This window comes from Flagellimonas crocea, assembly GCF_033441595.1.
GTDB lineage: Bacteria > Bacteroidota > Bacteroidia > Flavobacteriales > Flavobacteriaceae > Flagellimonas > Flagellimonas crocea.
This window is the reverse complement of sequence record NZ_JAUZVX010000002.1, coordinates 875,235-897,032: the sequence shown is the minus strand read 5'-3', so window position 1 is coordinate 897,032 and position 21,798 is coordinate 875,235. Positions and strand designations below refer to the sequence as shown.

Below are 21,798 nucleotides of genomic sequence, written 5' to 3'. Positions count from 1 at the left end.
CTAATTAATTGGCGTATTTTTTTTTATATTATCAATATTATTACCTTTATTTTCACAAAATGAACGTTGCATGGATTTTAAGGACAATAAGGAATTGATCAAGGCCTTGAACAATGGAAAGGAGCAAGCCTATGGGTATTTGGTGGATACCTACGGAAACCGAATGTATGCCTATGCCCTCACATTGGTTAAAAATCCACCACTGGCCAAGGACATTGTCCAGAACGTTTTTTTGAACACTTGGAGACATCGGAAAAAACTGAGCCATGAATATGACATCAAAAATTTCCTTTTACGATCCGTCCACAATGAGTTTATCAATCAGTATCAGAAGGACAAGGCGCAAATGCTGCTGCAGTACAAGTATATCGAAACACTGAATCAAATTGTTGAGGAATCCGACGAAAATACAATCATACAAATGATCAAGATTGTACATCGTGAAATTGAAAAACTCCCCCCAAAATGCCGAGAGGTGTTCAATTTAAGCAAAAGGGAAGGGCTGACAAACAATGAGATATCGGCACATTTAGGCATTTCCATCAAGACCGTTGAGGCACAGATCACAAAGGCCTTTAACATCCTGAGATCAAATCTGGGAGAACAGTTCGAGTCCATTTTTGTGTTGGTTTTTGGTCTAAAACACATCCAAAGGTCAACTGACCTTTCCTCCTAAGGCGTATTTTGATTTCAGCGACTTCATTTTTTTGTTGATCAATGTCAAAGAACGTCAGCGCTATCTAGCTCGGTTGTTCCATCCTGAAACAAAAGACTTGGGATACCTTTAGTCTAGGCCCCTAATCTTCTTTTCCCATTTCCATGCCGAATCCAACCCCTGTTCCATATTCATTTCTGCAGTCCATCCAAGCACCTCCTTGGCTTTGGATACATCCGCATAGGCCTCGACCACATCTCCTTCCCGTCTCGGCCCAATTTCATAATGGAGTTTCCTTCCCGAGACCCTTTCAAAACCGGCTATGACCTCCAATACCGTATTTCCCTTTCCAGTACCCAGGTTGAATACCTCCCATGATAACTGATTTTTTCCTTCCATCAGCCTGTTCATGGCCATTACATGGGCCTTGGCCAGGTCTACTACATGGATATAATCCCTTACACAGGTACCGTCCCAGGTTGGATAATCATCCCCATAAACGGTCAGCTTAGCATGCAGACCTGCTGCGGTCTGTGTGATGAATGGGACCAGATTTTGGGGTTTGTTCATAGGAAGCTCGCCTATTTCCAAAGATTCGTGTGCGCCTATAGGGTTGAAATATCGCAGGACAATCACGGAAAGGTCACTATTGCTTTTTGTGGCATCCAAAAGTATCTCTTCACCTATCTGTTTGGTATTGCCATAAGGGGAAGCCGCCTTCTTTAGGGGTGTCGATTCCGTTATGGGCTGCTGCTCAGTATCACCGTAAACAGTACAGGAAGAACTGAAAATAAAATGGAACGGGCGATCGATGTTTTCCACTTCCTCAAGAAGATAGATCAGGGAGGTCAAGTTATTGTCATAGTACTGCAACGGCCGTTCGACGCTTTCACCCACGGCCTTTGATGCGGCAAAATGTATAATGCCCTTTAGCTCTCTATACTTTTGAAAAAGAGACTTTACCGCCATACGGTCGCTAACACATGTTTTTTCAAACAAAGGAACCTTCCCAGAGGCCCGTTCAATACCTTTAAGAACCTGTATGGAAGAATTTGAAAGGTCGTCCACCACAAGCACCCTTTCTCCGGACTTCAATAGTTCCACAGTTGTATGGGAACCAATGTAACCAAGTCCCCCAGTTACCAATATCATCTCAATTCGATTTTAGGTTTATAGGTCAAATCCTGCTTGGACAAAAGGTCCAATTGATATTGTGAACACTTGCTAAAATCCTATCTTTCACTTATCATCATCATTGACCCGTAAGGTCGATGTCGCTGATCGTAATCCATCCGATTGTACCTTGAGAACCACATTTCCAGCTTCTTCCCCACTCCGCAGGATGATCATCCCCTTACCATTGAACAGCTGCAACCGATTTGAAATAAAGGAATCGAAAGACTGTGGATTACCATTGCCGACTCCTGCAATATCAGCGGGTCCCTCTACCGAAATACGTATTTCATGGTCCGCTTTGGGACACAGGTTGCCATCTTTGTCAAGAACGGAAACGGTAACATAGGAAAGATCGACGCCATTGGGTTTTAATCGTGTTCTATCCGGTGCCAACTGAATCCTAAAAGGCTTGCCAGCGGTTCGTATACTATTTTCTGCTATCTTTTTGTGGTTGGAATAAGCAACCACCCTTACTTCACCGGGCTCATAAGTGGTTTGTTTCCACATAAGCCTGAATCGCTCCACCGACGTTGGGGACTTTGGCTTTTTTTCCCTGATCCCCTGTGATTTTCCATTGATGAACAATTCGGCCGAATCCCCATTGGTATAGGCAAAGACAGGAATGGTGTCCCCCTCTTTTCCTTTCCAGTTCCAATGCGGTAAAATATGCACGAAATCTTCCTGGGGCTTCCAATGCGCTTTGTAGAGGTAATATCTGTCCTTGGGTATTCCCACCAAATCGACTATACCGAAATAGGAACTTCTGGACGCAGCCGTGTCATCGAAGCCCATGGCCTCTACAGAACGATTTCCATAGGGAGTGGGCTCGCCCAGGTAATCAAAACCGGTCCACACGAATTCCCCCGCAATATATTCCTCTTCCTGTTGCCACATGAAATCATCATCGGCTATCTCAGCCCAATAGGGTGCGTGCAGGTCATATGAACTGACCTGTAGGGATTTGCTGAAATCCGTCTTCTCTTCTGGCAGCGGCAGTTCATAATGTCCCCTGGTACTGAGTGTAGAGGCCGATTCACTGATAACCACTGATTTGTTGGGTTCCAATTGACGCGCCAGTCGGTAACGCCTATCGTAGTTCCAAGCATGTACATCATAGTACTCAAAATGTCTTAGCCCAGCACTCCGCCAGCTATCGTTCACCAAGGTTACCGGACGGGTCGGATCATATTTACGCACATAATTGACCATGGTATGTAATTTTTTGAAACCACCGTTGATATTCCATTGTACGTCCCCGATCTCATTGCCCACACTCCATAAGAACACCGATGGATGGTTTCTATCCCGCTTGACAAAGTTTCGTATGTTGCGTTCCGCAAATTCCTCAAAATCGGTATCCTCCAAGATATCGGCCTTGCCATCGTACTTGTCGAATATTTCATTGAAAAAAAGCAGTCCCATACGGTCACAGAGTTCCAAAACCTCTGGAGCAGCCACGTTATGGCTATTCCTGATGGCGTTTACCCCCATGGATTTCATGATTTCAAGTTTCCGCTGCATCGCCCTGTAGTTGAAAGCAGCTCCCAATGGCCCATGTCCGTGGTGTAGGTTGACTCCTTTCAACTGTACTCTCCGTCCATTGAGATGAAAGCCATCGTCAGCGGTAAATTCCATAGTTCGGACCCCAAATGAAGTACTGGTGGTGTCCAATATCTCCCCATTGGCCAATATGGAAATTTTGGCCTTGTACAGATAAGGGTCCTCCACGTCCCACAAACGGGGTGTAGTCAGGACCAGGTTTCCTTCGAGATACTTACTTTTACCTGCTGGGATGGAATCCATTTTTTCAGTCGAGGCCATTTTCACTCCCTCCGCATCCCATATATCATATATCACCTTGATCAAGCCTTGTTCCTGCGAAGTATTTTTGATTTCAGTGCCGACACGGACATCAGCATAATCTTCTTTTATGATAGGGGTCGTGATGTGCGTGTCCCAGATTCCCAAATGAATCGGAGAGGTGGTCAAAAGCTGTACCTTACGAAATATTCCCGCCCCTGGGTACCACCTGCTGTCATGGTCCCTGGTGTCGGCATGCACCATCAAGGTGTTAGCCGCACCATAACGGATATGATCGCTAATATCCAGATAAAAGGAATTATAGCCATAATCCCATTTTCCTACTAGCTGTCCATTGAGATAGATTTTGGGAAATGACATGACGCCATCAAAGATCAGATAGTGTCTTTTTCCCTTACTTTCTGTCGGTATGGAAATATCCAAGGCATACCAACCCTCCCCTTTCCACGGCAATTTACCTGTATTTCCATTTCCATCCAGTATAAAGGGACCGGAAATGGCCCAATCATGGGGAACACTTACCTTTTCCCAGGGAATGTCCCTGTATTCTCTTTTCAAAAAATCCGATTGATCGCCCTTTTGAAATTTCCAGTCTTTTTGCAACAGTTGATATTCCCTAATCTGCCCCAACAGCATGGATGGTCCAAGGCAAAAAAATAGGGCCAGCAACATTATTTTACTTATTTTCATATTCAGTCAGTTTTTTCAATACCGTAGAATTCCATGCCCTTGAGCGCTCTATTATCACGGTTAAAAAGTGTAGCGTTGTCCCAATGTGACCCTTGGGCCCAAAGGGTATAACAATCTGTGGATACCCATGCGGGTTCCCAATAAATCAATCCCTCGCCCCCGGCATCCTTGATTATACCGTATAGCTTGTTTAGATAACCCAGCTGACCTTCCGGCGACGCATCAAACCCCTGCACCAAGGCCTCCTCCCCAAGTATATTATTGGCGCCATCGGCATTATCCAAAGTATACGGATAGGCCGTCTCAACCACCATAAGTCTTTTCGAATAGGTATCCATTAAGGTCTTAAAAGCTTGGGATACCTCGTCCAAATCATATTCGGACCAAATCGGATAATAGGACAGACCGATCCAATCAAAATCGGTGACACCGTTATCCACGGCCTGTTCAAACCACCAAAGCCCGTTTTCCGGCTGCGCGATGTGCAGCATTACCTCAATATTTATTTGATTTTCAGAAGAAACATCACGAACGGCCTGTATCCCCTTGTTGATAAGATAGGAGTTACGCTCCCAATCGATGGGCCATTCCAGTTCGCCCTGTTGTAAAATCATGGGATTGATTTCGTTACCGATCTGTACGATATCCGGCAACAGGCCTTCATCGTTCAATTCCATTAGGGTTTCATAGGTATAGGTATAAAGCAAATCACCAAGTGCGGGGGTGTCATCGATATAATCGGCCCATGCTACAGGAATCTCCTGTTGAGAAGGGTCTGTCCAGGTATCCGAATAATGAAAATCAAGCAATACTTGCATCTCCAAACCCTTGGCTCGTGCAATGGATTTTTTTACATCCGAAAGATTGGAATAGTCCGTCCATTGTGGGTTGTGCCATAACCGCAATCGTATCAGATTGGTACCTGCTTCCCCAAAGATCAGATAGGGATCTTTTTTGACCCCGTCCCTATCGTAATAAACCGCCCCGCAATCCTCCATTTCATTGACATAGGACAAATCTGCGCCCAGGAAGAAACTTTGGCCATCGGTGTTCCCTCCATTCTGTTCTCCCCCATTCTCTCCAATGGGAGATTCAGGTTCAGGCGGATCGGTGGGGGACGATGTTCCCTCTGAACTGCATGCGGTCAAAACGAGAAGAGCAACCATATAAACGTTAAAATATTTCATTTTAAATGTATTGCGTGTGGTAAAGAATCATGTGTTTTTGCAAAAAAGGGGAATATGCACCTATCCCCCCTTAAAGCCTTGAATAAAACTAAACTAACTAACTCAGCTACTAACAGTAGCTTTACTTTAAACCTTGAAATGTTTTATTCCAAGGTAATGGTACGTTCCAACTCATTGATAGTAATGGTATAGGTGCCAGGAGTTCCTACAAAACTAAAGTTACTGTCACCATCCTCGGCATTCACGAAACTTTCATCAATGCTATAACCCAAATCCTCATAGTACGGAAAATTCAAACCGCTTCCCCAATCGTCTTGAACGGTGAAGAACCTGAAAATACCTGCATTGAATTCAAAGGTCGCACTTCGAATGTAAGGACTTGTCTCGGGCAACTGTACGGGAGCTGTCCATTCCCAACCACTTGGCACGGCATCGCCCAACACAAATAGGGGTGTTGATGGTGTCAAGGTAATTGTCCTTGTATTGCCGTCCACAACGACTTCGTATATACCCGGGGTACCCACGAAACTAAAGTTACTGTCACCATCATTGGCATTCTCCAAGAGCTCATCTATGCTATATCCTTCATCCTCAAAATAGGTGTAGTTCAGTCCCGAGTCCCAGTCGCCCTCAATCTCAAAAAATCTGAAATTGTCGTTGGTCAGTTCAAGACGAGCGGTATACACATCTTGTTCACAGGTAAATTCTATGGGCGATCCCCAGTCCCATCCAGCATCAACGGCAGCGGCACCTACCACAAATATCGATGGACAAGGTCCCCCGGTTTCCGTTTCCTCCAACCAAAGTACGTTCATCGATTGAACATCCGACATCATTTCCTCAGCATTGGCCGCCCCCGTGCCCAAATATGCCCTAACCCTAAAAAAGACCTGACCTGTATTATTGGGCGCACCGTCCGAAGTTGAAGTATTTGGATCGTTGTCAAGGGCCAAAGCTTCCGCGAATTCGAGTAATTGGCTTACCAATACTGGAAAATTCGTGTCGCTGGTGGAGCCCACAATGTCAAAACTTTCAAAATCTGGGTCAATGCTGCCTTGGATTTCATAGGTCACATTGGAAGGCACTTCGAAATCTGCTGAATTCCATATCAGCCTATCGGCTATATTATCTTCCGTTTGTTCGGAAATAGCGTAAGAACTGGCAAATTCGTTCAAAAACGTAAATGTTTCATCTGAGGCCTGTGCTTCAAAAACGGGCCCTGTCTCCTCATCGCAACCCATAAAAAATAGGGAAGCTGTTGCAAATAAGATTGTAAATACCTTTTTCATCTTTAATTTCTTTGTTTGTTAATAGCCTTCGTTTTGGTTCAAATTGGGGTTGGACGCCAAACTTGCGTTGGGTATGGGAAAGACATCACGGTAGTTCGCAATTGGAATGCCGTTGGGGGCTCCCCCTTTCCATGACCAGTTATAGGTTCCTCCCGTATATTGGCCGAATCGTATCAAATCCTGTCGTCTGTGACCTTCCCAGTGGAGCTCCACAAGTCTTTCTTCCAGTACCAGATCCAAATCCAAATCCCCCGCTGTCACCAAAACAGGGTTGTCAGCCCTTGTCCGAAGGAGGTTGAAATAATCAACCGCTGTCTGCAGGCTTCCACCGCCGCCCCTTAAATGGGCTTCCACGTACATTAGATAAACGTCCCCTAATCTAAACATTGGGAAATCCGTGTCCACGATTTCAGTGGCAGACCCTGGAACTTCATCAGAGGTCAGATTGGACCATTTGCCAATAATATAGCCAGTACCGTTATTATTGATCGGATTGGCGTCAATAGGGCGGTCACCAATGATCAGTGTATTCCTGTCATCCGCATCGTACGTACCGCTCAACATGAGCTCTGAAAATTGACGTGTGACCCGAAGGGCTCCCCCCCAGCCACCAGCATTTACACCGAAGTCCAACCCGTTCTGCTCCAGGGAGCCGACCTGACCGTTGATCATTAGGGTCGTGGGCCCATAATTCTGGGTCACCACCCCGTCCGACAATACCGGGAATATGATTTCGTTTCTTGCTGACCCTGTATCATTGTCCGCTTTAAAAACATCCAGATATTCAGTGCTCAGCTCGTAACCGGATGAAATAATCTGTTCACAATATTGCAAGCATTCCACGTACTTTTCCTCACCGGTATAAACTTCGGCATTGAGATATATCTTGGCCAGCAACATCCATGCTGCTGCCTTGTCCGCCCTGCCATAGTCATTTTGCAAGGGGTCGACCATATCCGGTAAGATTTCCAATAATTCACTTTCTATGAAGGAAAAAAGTTCTTCCCTTGAATATTCAGGGGACTGGTAAGCACCGACGGGATCGTCTTCGGTAATAAACCCGGCACGACCAAAAAAGTCCATCATATGAAAATAGGCCAAGGCCCGTAAAAACCGAGCTTCAGCGCGATAGGCCCTTATGTTATCCCTAGTGTTTTGATCGACGTCCCTGGCATCCAAGGATTCCTCAGAGGTCTGTCTTAGATATTCGTTGACGAAGGCCACTTGGGTCATGGCCCTTCCGAAAAAGCCCCTGATGATCACATTGTCCGCAGACCAGGTGTTTCTGTTCAGTTCCCGTGTTCCCGGGTCGTTCTCCCACGACCATATCACTTCGTCGGCCGTTAGTTCCTGCATACTCCAAAGCCCACGCCCATATTGGCTGGTTCCAGCATCAAGACCTGAGATATTGGAGTTGTCGGGTCCCTCAGCACCGGTTAGGGTCAAGTTGCCGTAAACCCCGGCAAGACCCTCTAGGTAAGATTCCGGCGTAGTATAAAAATCATCGACCAAAAAAGTATTGGGGTCTTCTGGCAGGACCTCCAGCTCATCGGTGCATCCAAAAACAGACATAAGCACCAGTATCGTTCCAAACAATAATCTTTTTGTATTCTTCATAGCTTCTTTGATTAAAATTGAAAGTTTGCGCCTAATAAAATTGTGGTAGGCCGGGGATAAATCGTATTGTCAATACCATTGGCAAAAACCTCAGGATCCAATCCGGAATAATTTGTTATCGTGAGCACGTTTTGGACACTGGAGAAAAGTCGCAGACTACTCCTAGATCGGAGAAATTCGTCAAAGGTGTAGCCAAAGGTGATATTATCCAGTTTAAAAAACGATGCGTTTTCAATGTAATAGTCCGATAGAATGACATCCTCAGTGGTCGTAAAGCCAGAATCCAGCACGGAAACGGGTAAGTTTGACACCACTGAATTATTCTGTAAAAGATTCAGTTGAGCACGAGCGGAGTTCACATTGTTGTAAACATAGTTCCCAATACTGGCCCTCATGTTCAGGGACAGGTCAAAACCTTTGTAACCCATGTTCGACAATAGACCCATAGTAACATCAGGGACCCCATTCTTAAAAAGGTACCTATCATCGTTGTTAATGATATTGTCACCGTTGAGATCGGCATAGGCCCCTTCTATAGGTTGCCCCTCCGTATTGTATACTTGACGATAGACATAATAGGTAAAAGGCGCATAACCGACCCTGTGGATTTGGATGGTATTGCCCACACCACCTGCAATGCCACCAACCAATTGGTCCTCATCAAGAGCCAATTTCCTGATTTCGGTATCCAGATAGGTAGCGTTATAGTTCAAATTCCATCTAAAGCCCTTAGGCGTATCATTCCTGACAATATCCCCATTGATGGCGAATTCCAGACCCTGGGTGATAAAGTTCCCAATATTTTGAAATCCGGAATTGCTAAAGTTCGAGCCATCGGAAATCGCCGCGTTGGCCAAGAGATCTTTTGACTCCTTATAAAAACCTTCGATCGAACCGGAAAAACGGTCCTCAATCAAACCGAAGTCGAACCCTGCATTATAGGTACTCGTCTCCTCCCATTTGATGTTTTCATTTCTAAAGGAAGGTATGCCCACCGGATAGCTCTGCCCCCCGAACTGGTATTGTGAGGCTGGAAGCCCACGGACATATCGAGGTCGGAAAAGATCGGAATTCACCCTTCCTATATCCTGTTGGCCGGTAACGCCCCACCCCAATCTCAGCTTTAGAGAGGACAATCCTTTTGCTTCTGGGAAAAATTCATCACTTATTCTCCAGGCAAAAGCCGCAGCCGGGAAATTACCCCACCTATTTTCCTCACTGAACCGCGAGGTCCCGTCCCTACGATAGGACAACGTCAATAAATATTTATCGGCCCAGGAAATATTGGCCCTGCCGAAAAGACCAATCAGTACAAGGTCAGGGTCGACGTTGAACACTGGTGCGGTATCGTCATTGTCATCCAATAACTCACCCGAGACAAATTGGGAACTATCAAATTTTTGAAAGGAGTATCCAGCGGTCAGGTCGAAATCGAGTCTGTCCCCCTCATGGTCATAGGTAAGAAAAGCATCCAACAGGGTATTCTTTTGGTAATTGGTGTAATTGGACTCGGAACCCACGATTCTACCGTCATTTTGCGTCAATGGATTCTGGTCGGAGACCCTTACACTGCCCTCCGCTCGTTGCTCGTCATATCCCAGGTTGACCGTTGCCGATAATTCAGGCAAGAAATGAAATTGATAATCGAGCTTAAGGTTCCCGAATAAACGTTTGACCTCACTGACATCACGTCGTTGCAATAGATTGGCGACCGGGTTGAAGGGCGCCAATGAAATCAGGTCTGCTTCATTGATCACCCCATCATCGTTCAGATTATAATATTGAAAAAAGCCTCCGAATGGAGAATCGGGATCATAAACCGGTTGCGTTGGGTCAAAGGTTATGGCATTCCCCTCCTCGCCCTGACTGAACCTATTTTTTTCCAAAGTCCCGTTAGCGTTCAGACTTACTTTTAAATGATCGTCAAAAAAAGTGGGGTTCATGCTTAAAGACACCGTGTTTCTTTCAAATTCAGAGGTCAACCTAAGACCATCCTGAAGCGTCCTTCCCAAAGAGAGCCTGGTGGGCAGCTTATCCAGGATGGAACCCTGTATGGATAGATTCACATTGCTGTTGAGTGGTGAGCGATAGATTTCATCCTGCCAATCGGTATCCGCATTGCCCAACAATGGAACAAGGTCAGGCCTATTCTCAGCCACCAGTTCCCTGAACTCTTCGGCATTGAACACATCAACCTTGTTGGACACAAAACCTACACCCGCCTGGACGTTCAAATTGACAGACAACTCACTTCGTCCACTTTTTGTGGTAATGATGATTACACCATTGGAAGCCCGTGATCCGTAGATTGCAGTGGCAGAGGCGTCTTTCAATACTGAAAAGGATTCGATTTCGTTTGGATTGATGGTACTTAAAATCGATCTTGACCCTCCTACAGTGACGTTGTCTATGGGCAGCCCATCGATTACAATTAAAGGATCATTCGAAGCTCCAAGGGACGAACCCCCACGAATCCGAATAGTCGATCCCGACCCCGGTTCGCCTCCAGTATTTACAGTCAACCCGGCCACACGTCCATTGATGAGGTTTTCAGGGGTCACGATGTTACCCTGATTGAAGTCCTCCGCAGTCACTGAGGCCACTGATCCCGTAGCATCCTTAACCGTTGTGGTACCATACCCTATGATGACCACTTCATCCAGTACCTGGGTATCCTCTTCAAGGGCCACGTTGACGCGTGGACCATCCACCACAACCTCCTTGGACCGGAAACCAATGTAGGATATCACTATGGAGGCCCCGGCTTCCACCTCCAAACTAAAGTTTCCATCGAAATCTGTCGTAGTTCCGTTAGTGGTCCCCTTTTCGACCACATTGGCCCCTAAAATGGGTTGTCCCGAAGAGGCATCGGTGACATTACCCGAAACTTGTTGTTGCGCATTGCTCAAAAACACTCCCGACAACAAAAACAATAGTGCTAATTTAATCTTCATATCGTGATAGCTTGGCTTATTTAAACCTGGTTGAATTTTATTAAACGTATTTTTTACGCTTATTATTTCGAAGCAAATATGGGATTAATATTTTGAATTAACAAAATTAAATGGTTAAAATGATAGAATTAATTAAGGATGGCAAGTAAAATTCACAAATCCTCAAGAGCTATATTTCAAAGTTGTAACCTGACTTTAATAATCTATTGTAATTTTCATGATTGAACCGATATAGATAAGCACCTTTCTTTGAGGTGGTCTTATCCTTTTCGTTCAATTTGGTAAGGACATTGAGGGAAAGTATTTTCTTTCTGAAGTTCCTGGAATCAAGCTCTTGTCGATAAATGGATTCGTAAAGGCTCAACAATTGGGGAAGGGTGAATTTTTCAGGAAGCAGCTCAAATCCGATGGGTTGGAACCTGGCTTTTCTTTTGAGCTCTTCCAAGGCGGCACCGACCATTTCCCCATGATCCAAACACAATTCGGGCAATTCGTCCAAACGGTACCAATAGGCACCATGGCTCTCGACCAATTCCTTATCATGTTCATCGATGCGAATCAAGGCATACTGGGCAATAGAGATGCATCTATAACCACTATCACGGTTAGCTTTCCCATAGGTCCTCAATTGATCGAAATATACGTCTTTCAAGCCTGTTATCTCATGAAGTACACGCTCCGCTGCCGCATCCACATCCTCGTCAAGTTTCACAAAACTTCCAATTAAGGACCAAGTCCCCTTGTCTGGTTCAACTCTCCTTGGAAATACCAATAATCTTAACTCATTGTTCGAAAAACCAAACACAATGCAATCGGTGGCAACGTACATTTTATCGTTCCCCGCGTAATAATCCACTTGTTGTTCCATACCATATTTTAAATTCCAAACCACTAAAGAAATGAAAAAATAGCAGTCATTACAATAAACGTATTATTTACGTTTATTATATTTCCTATATTTGCGCCATATCACGAAAAACAATCAATGTGGAGCATATATCCCGTACGGACAAATTTAAGGACATCCAAAAGACCAAAGATAATTACGATATCCTGGTCACAGCACCCGGCAGAATCAACCTTATCGGTGAACACACCGACTACAATGGGGGCCTGGTGCTACCAGGTGCTGTGAACAAGACCATCAAACTGTACCTACGGAAAAACAATACCCTGCAAAGCAATTTTTATTCGAAGAACATAGAGGAAGGATTTTCCTGCGAAATGGATTATTTCATCCCTCAAAAAACAATGTGGAGAAATTTTGTCCTGGGTGTGCTGGATCAAATCCTAAGAAACCGAAGGAAACCTCTGCCGGGATTCGACTGCTATATTGAGAGTGACCTGCCAGCAGGTTCCGGGCTAAGTTCCTCGGCCGCTCTGGAGTGCGGTCTGGCGACCGGCGTCAACGCACTTTTTGAACTCGGATATTCCGATTGGGAAATCATCAAACTCTCACAACGGGCAGAACACGAATTTGTAGGGACCAAATGTGGAATAATGGACCAATTTGCCGTTGTAAAGGGAGAAAGGGACAAACTGATATACCTAAACTGCGAGACTTTGGAATCACAAATGATTCCCGTGGACTTCGGCCCTTACTCCCTGGTTTTGCTCAACACCAATGTTTCCCACCAGCTCGCCGATAGTGAATACAACAAAAGAACCAACCAATGTCGTGAGGCATTGGGGATATTGAACCAAAAAAAATCCTCATACCCGACACTGGCATCCATTCCAAAAGCACGGCTTCTGAGATTTAAGAATAAAATGGATCCGGAACTTTTTGGGATTGCCAAATATGTCATCGAGGAAAACCACCGGGTCAAATCTACTGTTAAAAAATTACGTAAATCAAGGCTGAAAGACGTGGGAAAACTTATATATGAATCCCATGAAGGGCTGCAACATCTTTTCAGGGTCAGCTGTACCGAATTGGACTTTCTGGTGGATTTCACCAGGGAACTCGACTACGTCATCGGTTCCAGAATGATGGGCGGTGGTTTTGGCGGATGCACATTGAGCTTGGTCAAGACCTCTGAACTGGAACTTTTCCTGGACACGATTTCATCTGCCTACAGGAAAGAGTTTGATTTGGACCTGACCCCATTGGTTGTTTCGATACACCCAGGTATACAAACCAAAACTAAACAATGATGGAAAATTATAACAAAAAACCCCACCGAAGAAAAAATATCCTGACAGGTGAATGGGTTTTGGTATCGCCGCAACGAACCATGCGCCCATGGCAAGGCAATAAGGAAAAGAAACCTGTTGAGAACAAAATGGGGTATGATCCCAACTGCTACTTGTGTCCGGGAAATGAACGGGTGAACAAGGCTAAAAATCCGGATTACACACAGACCTTTAGTTTTGTCAATGATTTTTCCGCACTGGTACCTGAAAAAGAAAGTAAAGAATCGAAAGATGGCTTTTTGGAACTTAAGACGGAACCAGGTATTTGCAAGGTAGTCTGTTTCTCCCCCGACCATTCCCTCACCCTGCCCCTGATGAGCGTTCCGGAAATTCAAAAAGTAATCGAACTCTGGATAAAAGAGTATGAAGATTTGGGGCGTATGGAATTTATCAACCATGTACAGATATTTGAGAACAAGGGTGAGATAATGGGATGCAGCAACCCCCATCCACATAGCCAAATATGGGCCCAACACACCATTCCGGACGAGGTGATGAAAAAACAGATGCATCAGGAGAGTTACTGGTCAACCCATAAGACAAGCCTTCTGTCCGGATACTTACAACAGGAATTGGACGAAGGCAGCCGTATCCTCTTGGAAAACGACGATTTTGTAGCACTTGTCCCCTACTGGGCGATTTGGCCTTTCGAGAGTATGGTTATTCCCAAAAAGCATTACCGTCACATCGGTGAGCTAAGTGGACGGGAAGTGGAATCATTCGCTGACATACTAAAAAGGTTGACCATAAAATATGATAATCTGTTTGAAGTCTCGTTCCCCTATTCCGCAGGTATCCATCAGGCACCAACGGATGGAAAAGACCATGAAGGATGGCACTTTCATATGTCCTTCTACCCACCTTTGCTGCGATCAGCGGACATCAAAAAGTTTATGGTTGGCTATGAGATGTTCGCCTCACCGCAAAGGGACATTACCGCAGAGATGGCAGCGGAATCGCTCAGAAACCTTCCAGATGTCCATTACCTAATCAAAAATCAATAAGACTACTTTACATTATGAAAATTCAAAGATCGAATAGTTTAGCCCCCTTGTTTTTTTTGATATGCGTATTGTTCCTATTCCCCTGTATGGCCCAAGAGAGATCCAACGATGCCTTCGTGGATGAGTCCGGGGTCATTAGGTATATTTCCGATAAGGAGGAAATCCACGGTTTTGGAGTCAATTACACTGTTCCATTTGCACATGCATACAGATCCGCAAAGCGCATGGGGTTGTCGGTAAAACAGCTTATCGACCAAGACGTGTATCATTTTTCCCGTCTTGGGTTTGACCTCTACAGGATACATGTATGGGATACGGAAATCAGCGATACGGAAGGGAACCTTATCGAGAACGAACATCTCGATGCCTTTGATTATCTCCTCAAAAAATTAACCGAGTACGATATCAATTATGTGATCACACCCATAGCTTATTGGGGAAATGGCTGGCCGGAACCTGACGAGCAAACCCCTGGGTTTTCGCATAAGTACGGAAAAGGGGATTGCCTTACCAATGAGGACTGTATAGCTGCCCAAAAAACATATCTTAAACAGTTCTTGAACCATACCAATCCATACAAAGGGATATCCTATAAAAATGACCCAAACCTTATCGCTTTTGAAATCAGCAATGAACCGCACCACAGCGGTGAGGCCGATAAAGTGACAAGATTCGTCGAGCAAATGGTCAACGCCATGAAAGGCACGGGTACTAGAAAACCCATCTTCTACAATATCAGCCATGGTGTCCATTTTGTCAATGCCTATTTCGAAGCGGGCATAGATGGGGGTACCTTCCAATGGTATCCGACCGGTCTGGGGTATCAAAGACCCATCCCGGGCAACGTGCTTCCCAACGTCAGCGAATACGATATCCCTTTTGACAAGGACATCAAAAGACACCAGGGCGCAAAGATTGTCTACGAATTTGATGCGGCGGATGTAGCTGAATCGCATGTATATCCAGCCATGGCGAGAAGTTTTAGGGAAGCAGGTATTCAACTGGCAACACACTTTGCCTACGACCCTACCTTTTTGGCACCCTTCAATACGGAATACGACACCCATTACATGAACCTTCTTTACACCCCGAAGAAGGCACTGGCACTCAAAATAAGTTCCGCAATCTTTCATGAGGTCCCCTTGTATTCCGATTTTGGCGATTATCCAGAGAACAATTCCTTTGGGAATGTTGAAATCGACAAGGATCATGATCTGGCCGTTTACCGCTCAAGCACCGCATTTTATTATACCAATTCCACAGAACATAAACCCAAGGATACCGGGAAATTACAGCATATTGCCGGTTATGGAAATTCCGTTTTGGTCGAATATGATGGTTTGGGGGCCTATTTCTTGGATAAGATAGCTCCCGGCCTTTGGAGATTGGAAGTACTGCCGGATGCCATTCGTGTTGACAACCCTTTCGGTTCCAATAGCCTTGATAAAAAAGTGGGGGTCCTGGCCCATAATGAACGTAACCTAAAAATCAATCTCAAAGACCTGGGAACGGATTTTAGGGTAGAGCCCATTAACCCAAACAATACCTTCACGCCCAGGGTCGAAGAGGCTGAGTTCACCGTTCGCCCTGGCACCTATATGTTGACCAAACAAGGGTTTTCCGGTAAATGGTCCCCAAATGATTCTTTTGGAAACACTGGCTTGGACGCCTATTTTGGTCCAGATCAAGCCATCGAAGGGGAATGGTTCCTTCATGAGCCCTTTAAAGAGGCCTCCCTAGATCAAGATTTATTGCTCAAAGCACGCTATGTATCAAATGAAAAACCTGTAAAAATCGAGTTGCGCGGTTTTAATGGACAAGGTCCGATAAGGCATGTGATGAACACCAAAAACGCCTATGATTACGAAATCACCATTCCATCCTCCGAATTGAGCCCAGGCCCGCTTACGTACAACATCGTTGTCAGTATGGAGGATGGGACACAGAAGACCTACCCACATGGTTACGACGGTTCGCCAGGTGATTGGGACTATACGGGCACTGAAACATATTCCACTATGGTATTGCCAGGCGAATACCCTCTCAGTTTATTTGAGGCCAAGGAGGATTACCAATGGTTGGTAAGACAGTGGCGGAATGGCTTCCGTCTTGTTCCCTTGGAGCAACCGAACGAGGCCGCATATGAAATGAACATTGAAAGACTTTTTGTGCCGGACAATGAAAACCTAAACGCCCCACCCATTTATGACTACTCCTTCAAGCACTATCTCATCGACAGGATAAAAGGTCGAAAGGGTGATCTTAAGGACAAGGAAAAGGTAGTTTTCAAGGGCTATAGCCTCAACGGAAAACCGTGCAAATTGCAGATTGCATTTGTGATGGACAATGGTTCCTCCTATGGGTCAACCATTGAATTGAAGCCTGGAGCGGCCAGTGAATACAGTATTGATTTGATCGATCTGGCACCCGTAAGGACCGTTACCTTGCCAAGGCCCTATCCTAGTTTTTTACCCTATTATTTCACCCATAACAATCCAGAGGGCTTTGATATCAATAAGATTGAGAGCATTCAATTTTCAATCGGCCCAGGTATTGCAAAGGATAAGGTAAAGGACAAACATGGAATCGGTCTGGTTTCCGTTAGATTGGAGTAAGCCAGGGACTCGGTTCAAAAAGCAATTCATATGGATAAGGACAGGACGATTCTAGTATCCTTTTGTCACAAGAGCAACTACTGTGGGGGTCAGTAAATAAATTTGAACATGGTGCTTGAAGTATAAACCTCGCCCGCTTTGAAAAGCGTGCTTGGAAAACTTGGTTGGTTTGGGGAATCGGGGAAATGCTGTGGCTCCAAACAAAACGCTCCTCGGAACGAATATGTCTTGCCCGATTTCCCGCGGGAACCATCCAAAAAATTGCCGCTGTAAAACTGTAGACCGGGTTCATCGGTGTACAACTCCAGTTTACGTCCGCTCCTTGGTTCCAGAACACTGGCCGCCATGGGTAAAATTCCCTTGGTCATCGTACTCTTTTGAAGTACAAAGTTATGGTCATACCCCTTGCCAAATAAGAGCTGATCATCCATTGCATCAATATCATCACCAATGGGTTTTGGCCTTGTGAAATCCATTGGCGTATCGCGCACAGCTTGAATACTTCCCGTTGGGATAAGGTTTCTATCGATAGGTGTATAGGCATCCGCATTGATTTGAAGAATATGGTCCTCAATGTTTCCATTTCCATGACCTTTAAGATTGAAGAAGGAATGGTGGGTGAAATTGATGTGGGTTGCCTTATCAGGTCTTGCCCAATAATTGATATGCAATTCATTTAAGTCATTAAGTTCATATCTGATCTCCACCTCAACAGTACCGGGATATCCTTGCTCACCATCGGGTGAAATACCCCTAAAAATAAGGGTGTTTCCAGATGCGGCCTTTACCTCCCAAGTCTTATTATGAAAACCCAGGTCTCCTCCATGGAGATGATGGTTGGCCCCATTTATGGAAAGCTGGCACCTAACCCCATCCAACCTAAATTGGCCTTTGGCTATCCTATTCGCATACCTGCCAATAAACGCACCATAATAACTGGATGGGTGGTCCATATATTCCCCAATCGTCGAATATCCCAAAACAATATCGACCATTCCATTGTCCTTATCCGGAAGTTTTAGGGAGACCAATCTTTGTCCATAAGGAATGAAAGTGATTTCAATGCCATTGGTGTTGGTCAAAATATACTTTTTCTGTTCGGACATCATTTACAACCAAAAAACGAAAATAAAACAAATAAGCTTTGGGATTCCAATTATAGGATTGAGATATCGTTTACAACATCCGTTCATCCAATCTGATGTCCAAATCAAATCGATTTCGAAGTACATTAAGGTGTTTTCCTGGCTATGACAAAAAAATATTGTCACTGTAGCTCATTACAGCAGCCGCCCATAGTTTAGAATAGTCAATCCATACTGGATCGACCCAAACCTCTTTACTCATATTCGTACAATTCGATTCTTTGTATGGAATATTGACCATGACTTATTCTAATATGTCTTCCCTGATGTGTTTGATCGCCATTGAGGTGCCTAAGGACTTTCCACTCGCTGTCTTCAAAAAAACCTTCCTCATTCTTCAAAATACCAACTGTTCTATCCCTTTTTTTCCAATTTTTGAATGTGACAACAATCCCTGTACCAGCAATGTAAAATTCATTTGTATCCGTCTGCACGATGATCGCACCACCAGAATCCCATACATCATTGGCTGCACCGGCCTCCCATCCCAATGTATAGCTGTTTTTAAAGGAAAATTCATAGTCGCCCAGAACCACCGTGGTCATCACTTTGTCCTTGTCCAATAGCACGCCATCTATTTTTTTTAGACCGAACTTCTCTGCCAACAATGGATGTATTTGATCAATCAGATCATAGGCATTTGATAATTCTGGATTCACCCCATTCTCAATACCGAAGGGTGAGAATCCTATAGCCTCATAATGTCCTATGGCGAACAATGCCTTTGCACCTACGGTATCATCAAATCGATGTTCAGGAACAAATAGTGGATTGTCCTGTCTAACATAAAGGTCGTTCCAATACTCAAAATCAGGGGTGTAGAAATCAGGTGAGAGCATATCAATTGAAGGTGCTCCCGCTTTCCAAACATCCATTAGATGCGGCAATGGACCGGCACTGGGATATTCCCAAGGGATTTTTCCAGGTCGGATGAGTGCCGCCTTGACAAACATGGGCTAGGGATAGATGGCTTTTCCCGTCTTGGTGATTTCCTCCATGAATTTGGCATAGTACCAAGCCATGAAATAATCATCTTTAGTTCATTTTTTCTAGTTTCGGCTATAAGTCTATCCAATAGTTCAAAATCAAACTTCCCCTTTTCGGGTTCGATCAATTCCCAATACACAGGTGCTAGTATGGTATTGAGGTTCATCTCATGGAATTTCTTCCAATGTGGCTTCGTATATTCCACCGAAGTGAAAGAAGAGTTCCCAAGTTCTCCACCCAAAACAACAAATGGGTCCCCATCAACAATTAAATGTGTTTTTTCTCCGGTTGTTTCAAGATGTGGAATGCTGTTTTGTGGATAAACTGATGAAACCCTAAAAAAAGAATAAAAAGTAGGAAGGAGAATTCAGCTATCTTGAAAATAGTTTCAAATCATTGATTATCGACTTTGAATATACATGTATTTCATCCAAAAACAGAATAAAATTGGGCTGAAACCTTAGCTGTTTAGTCTCCTTTTACACTTGGTTTTGGTCATCTGTAACCGCACCTGTAGCCTTACCCCTTTTGTAGCCTTCCCTAAAAGGGGTAAGGCTACAGACCCAACTCCTGGTTCATTGTGTTAGCCCACTCTGTTTCGCCACTGTATCGTAAGTTCTATCATACCTGGGAGAAGCCAAAATTGAGCAGAATCGCTTTTCTTAATGGGCCAATCCGTATCTCGCCCTTGTCAAGATTCCTGCAGTCCCCATATGGAGTTTTGAATCTACAATGATCTCAGCTAGTCTCCAACAATGGAATTTGATGATATTTACCTGTTCCAATAGACCTAACCTAACCATCCCAAAAAACCGTTCATAGGAGGAGGTAATTGGAAGACAGGTCATACAGAACAGGTACCAAATTGGATAATACCATATCAAACACCTCAACAAACAATACCACAAAAAGTCAGAGTACGCAGTATTCTTCGGTAACAACAAAAAACTACAAAACCATAAGAATTGGTGGTAAATCATGATGTTGGAAGCGAATTAAAATTACCGTTAAACCTATCAAACATTAACAAGTGCTTGTTTCGGACCAACATAAGGGAACAATAACGAAATCCTATTCCATGATTAGAAGATGTATAAAGGTCTTTATGGCATCGTTAAAACCTGCTGCCCTTTAGCTGATAGATGTAAATTCTTAACCTGGCCAAATCCTTCATATGAGATTCGTACTCCTGCAAGTTTACCGAAGTCATCCCTAAGGGTCGTTTCATAAACCTGCTTATTCGAAATATATACCGCAAGTTGATTTGAAGAATTTACCACCTTTACCTTGGACCATACCTCACTCGGCGTGGAAATTGCCGAAAGATCATTTTCCGCACCGCTTACCACCAAACTTCCTAACTTCAAGTTATTCTTCGATACACAACCTGGCACACTAATCGGTATCCTAATAAACATTTTGGTTCCAAAGAGTATAAGCTTCCTAAACTCACAGGGGGTTTTACCGGATGAACCATCAAATTTCATATCAGCTTCAAAAACAAAGTCACGAAAGCTATATTTTGGGTCGGGTAAGGCATTGTAATAATCCAATACGGTTCCGTCATCTGTAGCTATAAACTCCTCCTTGAGATTATCGGCTATCCCAAGTATTGTATCGCCTTGAAATTCATGCCGATGGAGATATCGTGGTGAGCTGCTACGCTTATCAGAAATTACAGCCATCCAACCATCCGTGGGTATAAAAAGATCACGCTCCTTTACCACCTTACCATTGACGCGTAATTTGGCTTTATAGTACCCCGGATACTTATAATAATGCGTAAACACGTTTTTTTTGGGATTTACTTTATGTCGTTTGGAAGGATCCCAATCTTGTTGTATTTCCACCATTTCGGCGTTTATACCGGAAACATCATACTGAAAGACCACGGTGTTGGGCAGACCTACGTCCACCCTTCGGATTGAAAAGGCGACTTGTGAAGGATCTATTTCCGATTTTGGAAGTCCAATGAACGCCAGCACGCTAAGAATCCCAACCAAAACTAAAATTGAAAATACAAAAACAAGAGATCTTTTATTAATAAACCTCTGCTTGCTTTTTTTCCGTATTTCAGTATTTCTTTGGCAGAAGTCAGCAAAATTCTGATAGCCTAGGTACAATGCAATGGCATCCAAGGTAGCTGCCGAAGGGTTATTTTGGTAGGCCACCTTTCCAAGAAACCGCTTCAGGGTGGATATGCTCAACTGTATCGAAGTACGTTCAAAGATCAAATCGCTCAATTCCCTAAAATTTCGTGTACTCCATTGATCGACCTCTCCCCAGCTCAAAAAGTTAAGCAAATGGGTTTTCAAGCGGTCTATAGAGGTTTCATAATGTACATCCTTTTTCATTTGAGCAAAATTTTACGGTATAATTACCGCCACCAGAACTTATGCTAGTATTCTACTTGCCAGTCGCTAAAGGTAGCCATTCTATAAAAATTGATTTTTAAGATATTC

At 44.2% G+C, this 21,798-nt stretch carries 15 protein-coding genes; 4 read left to right on the top strand and 11 right to left on the bottom strand.

Translation table 11 applies throughout. The annotated features are described in order from the left end of the window. The first annotated feature begins 70 nt into the window (after positions 1–70). Positions 71–676 (top strand): RNA polymerase sigma factor, encoded by a 606-nt coding sequence (locus SD449_RS09250; RefSeq protein ID WP_318310150.1) that lies wholly within the window; start codon positions 71–73, stop codon positions 674–676. A gap of 108 nt (positions 677–784) precedes the next feature. Here the strand turns inward: SD449_RS09250 and galE are convergent, their stop codons facing one another. The 7 genes from galE to SD449_RS09215 all read right to left on the bottom strand — a co-directional run bounded on the left by galE (position 785) and on the right by SD449_RS09215 (position 12,257). Continuing rightward, a complete protein-coding gene (gene galE, locus SD449_RS09245) occupies positions 785–1,813 on the bottom strand; it encodes a UDP-glucose 4-epimerase GalE (protein WP_318310244.1) in 1,029 nt (342 codons plus the stop codon). 81 nt (positions 1,814–1,894) lie between these two features. Continuing rightward, complete coding sequence (locus tag SD449_RS09240) at positions 1,895–4,342, bottom strand: glycoside hydrolase family 2 TIM barrel-domain containing protein (RefSeq protein ID WP_318310149.1); 2,448 nt, start codon at positions 4,340–4,342, stop codon at positions 1,895–1,897. A gap of 2 nt (positions 4,343–4,344) precedes the next feature. Further along, entirely contained in the window at positions 4,345–5,529 is a 1,185-nt protein-coding gene (locus SD449_RS09235; protein ID WP_318310147.1) for a glycoside hydrolase family 53 protein, read from the bottom strand. Positions 5,530–5,672: 143 nt separating this feature from the next. Continuing rightward, positions 5,673–6,818, bottom strand: a complete 1,146-nt coding sequence (locus tag SD449_RS09230) for a SusE domain-containing protein (RefSeq protein ID WP_318310146.1) — start codon at positions 6,816–6,818, stop codon at positions 5,673–5,675. 18 nt (positions 6,819–6,836) lie between these two features. Continuing rightward, positions 6,837–8,435, bottom strand: coding sequence for a RagB/SusD family nutrient uptake outer membrane protein (locus tag SD449_RS09225; RefSeq protein ID WP_318310145.1), 1,599 nt, complete (start codon positions 8,433–8,435; stop codon positions 6,837–6,839). Between the two features lie 11 nt (positions 8,436–8,446). Beyond that, positions 8,447–11,389, bottom strand: a complete 2,943-nt coding sequence (locus SD449_RS09220) for a SusC/RagA family TonB-linked outer membrane protein (RefSeq protein ID WP_318310143.1) — start codon at positions 11,387–11,389, stop codon at positions 8,447–8,449. 169 nt (positions 11,390–11,558) lie between these two features. Beyond that, positions 11,559–12,257: an NUDIX hydrolase gene (locus SD449_RS09215; protein ID WP_318310141.1), complete on the bottom strand. Its 699-nt coding sequence runs from the start codon at positions 12,255–12,257 to the stop codon at positions 11,559–11,561. A gap of 119 nt (positions 12,258–12,376) precedes the next feature. On the opposite strand from SD449_RS09215, the gene galK reads away from it, so the two are divergent. The 3 genes from galK (at position 12,377) to SD449_RS09200 (ending at position 17,204) form a co-directional block, all read left to right on the top strand. Beyond that, the gene (gene galK, locus SD449_RS09210) at positions 12,377–13,546 is read left to right on the top strand and encodes a galactokinase (protein ID WP_318310140.1); all 1,170 of its coding nucleotides are present in this window, start codon (positions 12,377–12,379) and stop codon (positions 13,544–13,546) included. Next, complete coding sequence (locus SD449_RS09205) at positions 13,543–14,589, top strand: UDP-glucose--hexose-1-phosphate uridylyltransferase (protein ID WP_318310138.1); 1,047 nt, start codon at positions 13,543–13,545, stop codon at positions 14,587–14,589. The genes galK and SD449_RS09205 overlap by 4 nt, the downstream gene beginning before the upstream one ends. 86 nt (positions 14,590–14,675) lie before the next feature. Then, positions 14,676–17,204, top strand: coding sequence for a glycoside hydrolase 5 family protein (locus SD449_RS09200; protein WP_318310137.1), 2,529 nt, complete (start codon positions 14,676–14,678; stop codon positions 17,202–17,204). Positions 17,205–17,293: 89 nt separating this feature from the next. Here SD449_RS09200 and SD449_RS09195 read toward each other — a convergent pair whose 3' ends face one another. The 4 genes from SD449_RS09195 to SD449_RS09185 all read right to left on the bottom strand — a co-directional run bounded on the left by SD449_RS09195 (position 17,294) and on the right by SD449_RS09185 (position 21,690). Continuing rightward, positions 17,294–18,286 carry an aldose epimerase family protein gene (locus SD449_RS09195; RefSeq protein WP_318310136.1) on the bottom strand — a complete coding sequence of 331 codons (993 nt, stop codon included), beginning with the start codon at positions 18,284–18,286 and terminating at the stop codon, positions 17,294–17,296. Positions 18,287–18,543: 257 nt separating this feature from the next. Further along, positions 18,544–19,302, bottom strand: coding sequence for a DUF5597 domain-containing protein (locus SD449_RS09190; protein ID WP_318310135.1), 759 nt, complete (start codon positions 19,300–19,302; stop codon positions 18,544–18,546). Then, a complete protein-coding gene (locus SD449_RS19190; protein ID WP_404828035.1) occupies positions 19,224–19,502 on the bottom strand; it encodes a beta-galactosidase in 279 nt (92 codons plus the stop codon). The genes SD449_RS09190 and SD449_RS19190 overlap by 79 nt, the downstream gene beginning before the upstream one ends. 937 nt (positions 19,503–20,439) lie before the next feature. Beyond that, positions 20,440–21,690, bottom strand: coding sequence for a hypothetical protein (locus SD449_RS09185; protein ID WP_318310134.1), 1,251 nt, complete (start codon positions 21,688–21,690; stop codon positions 20,440–20,442). Between the last annotated feature and the right edge of the window lie 108 nt (positions 21,691–21,798).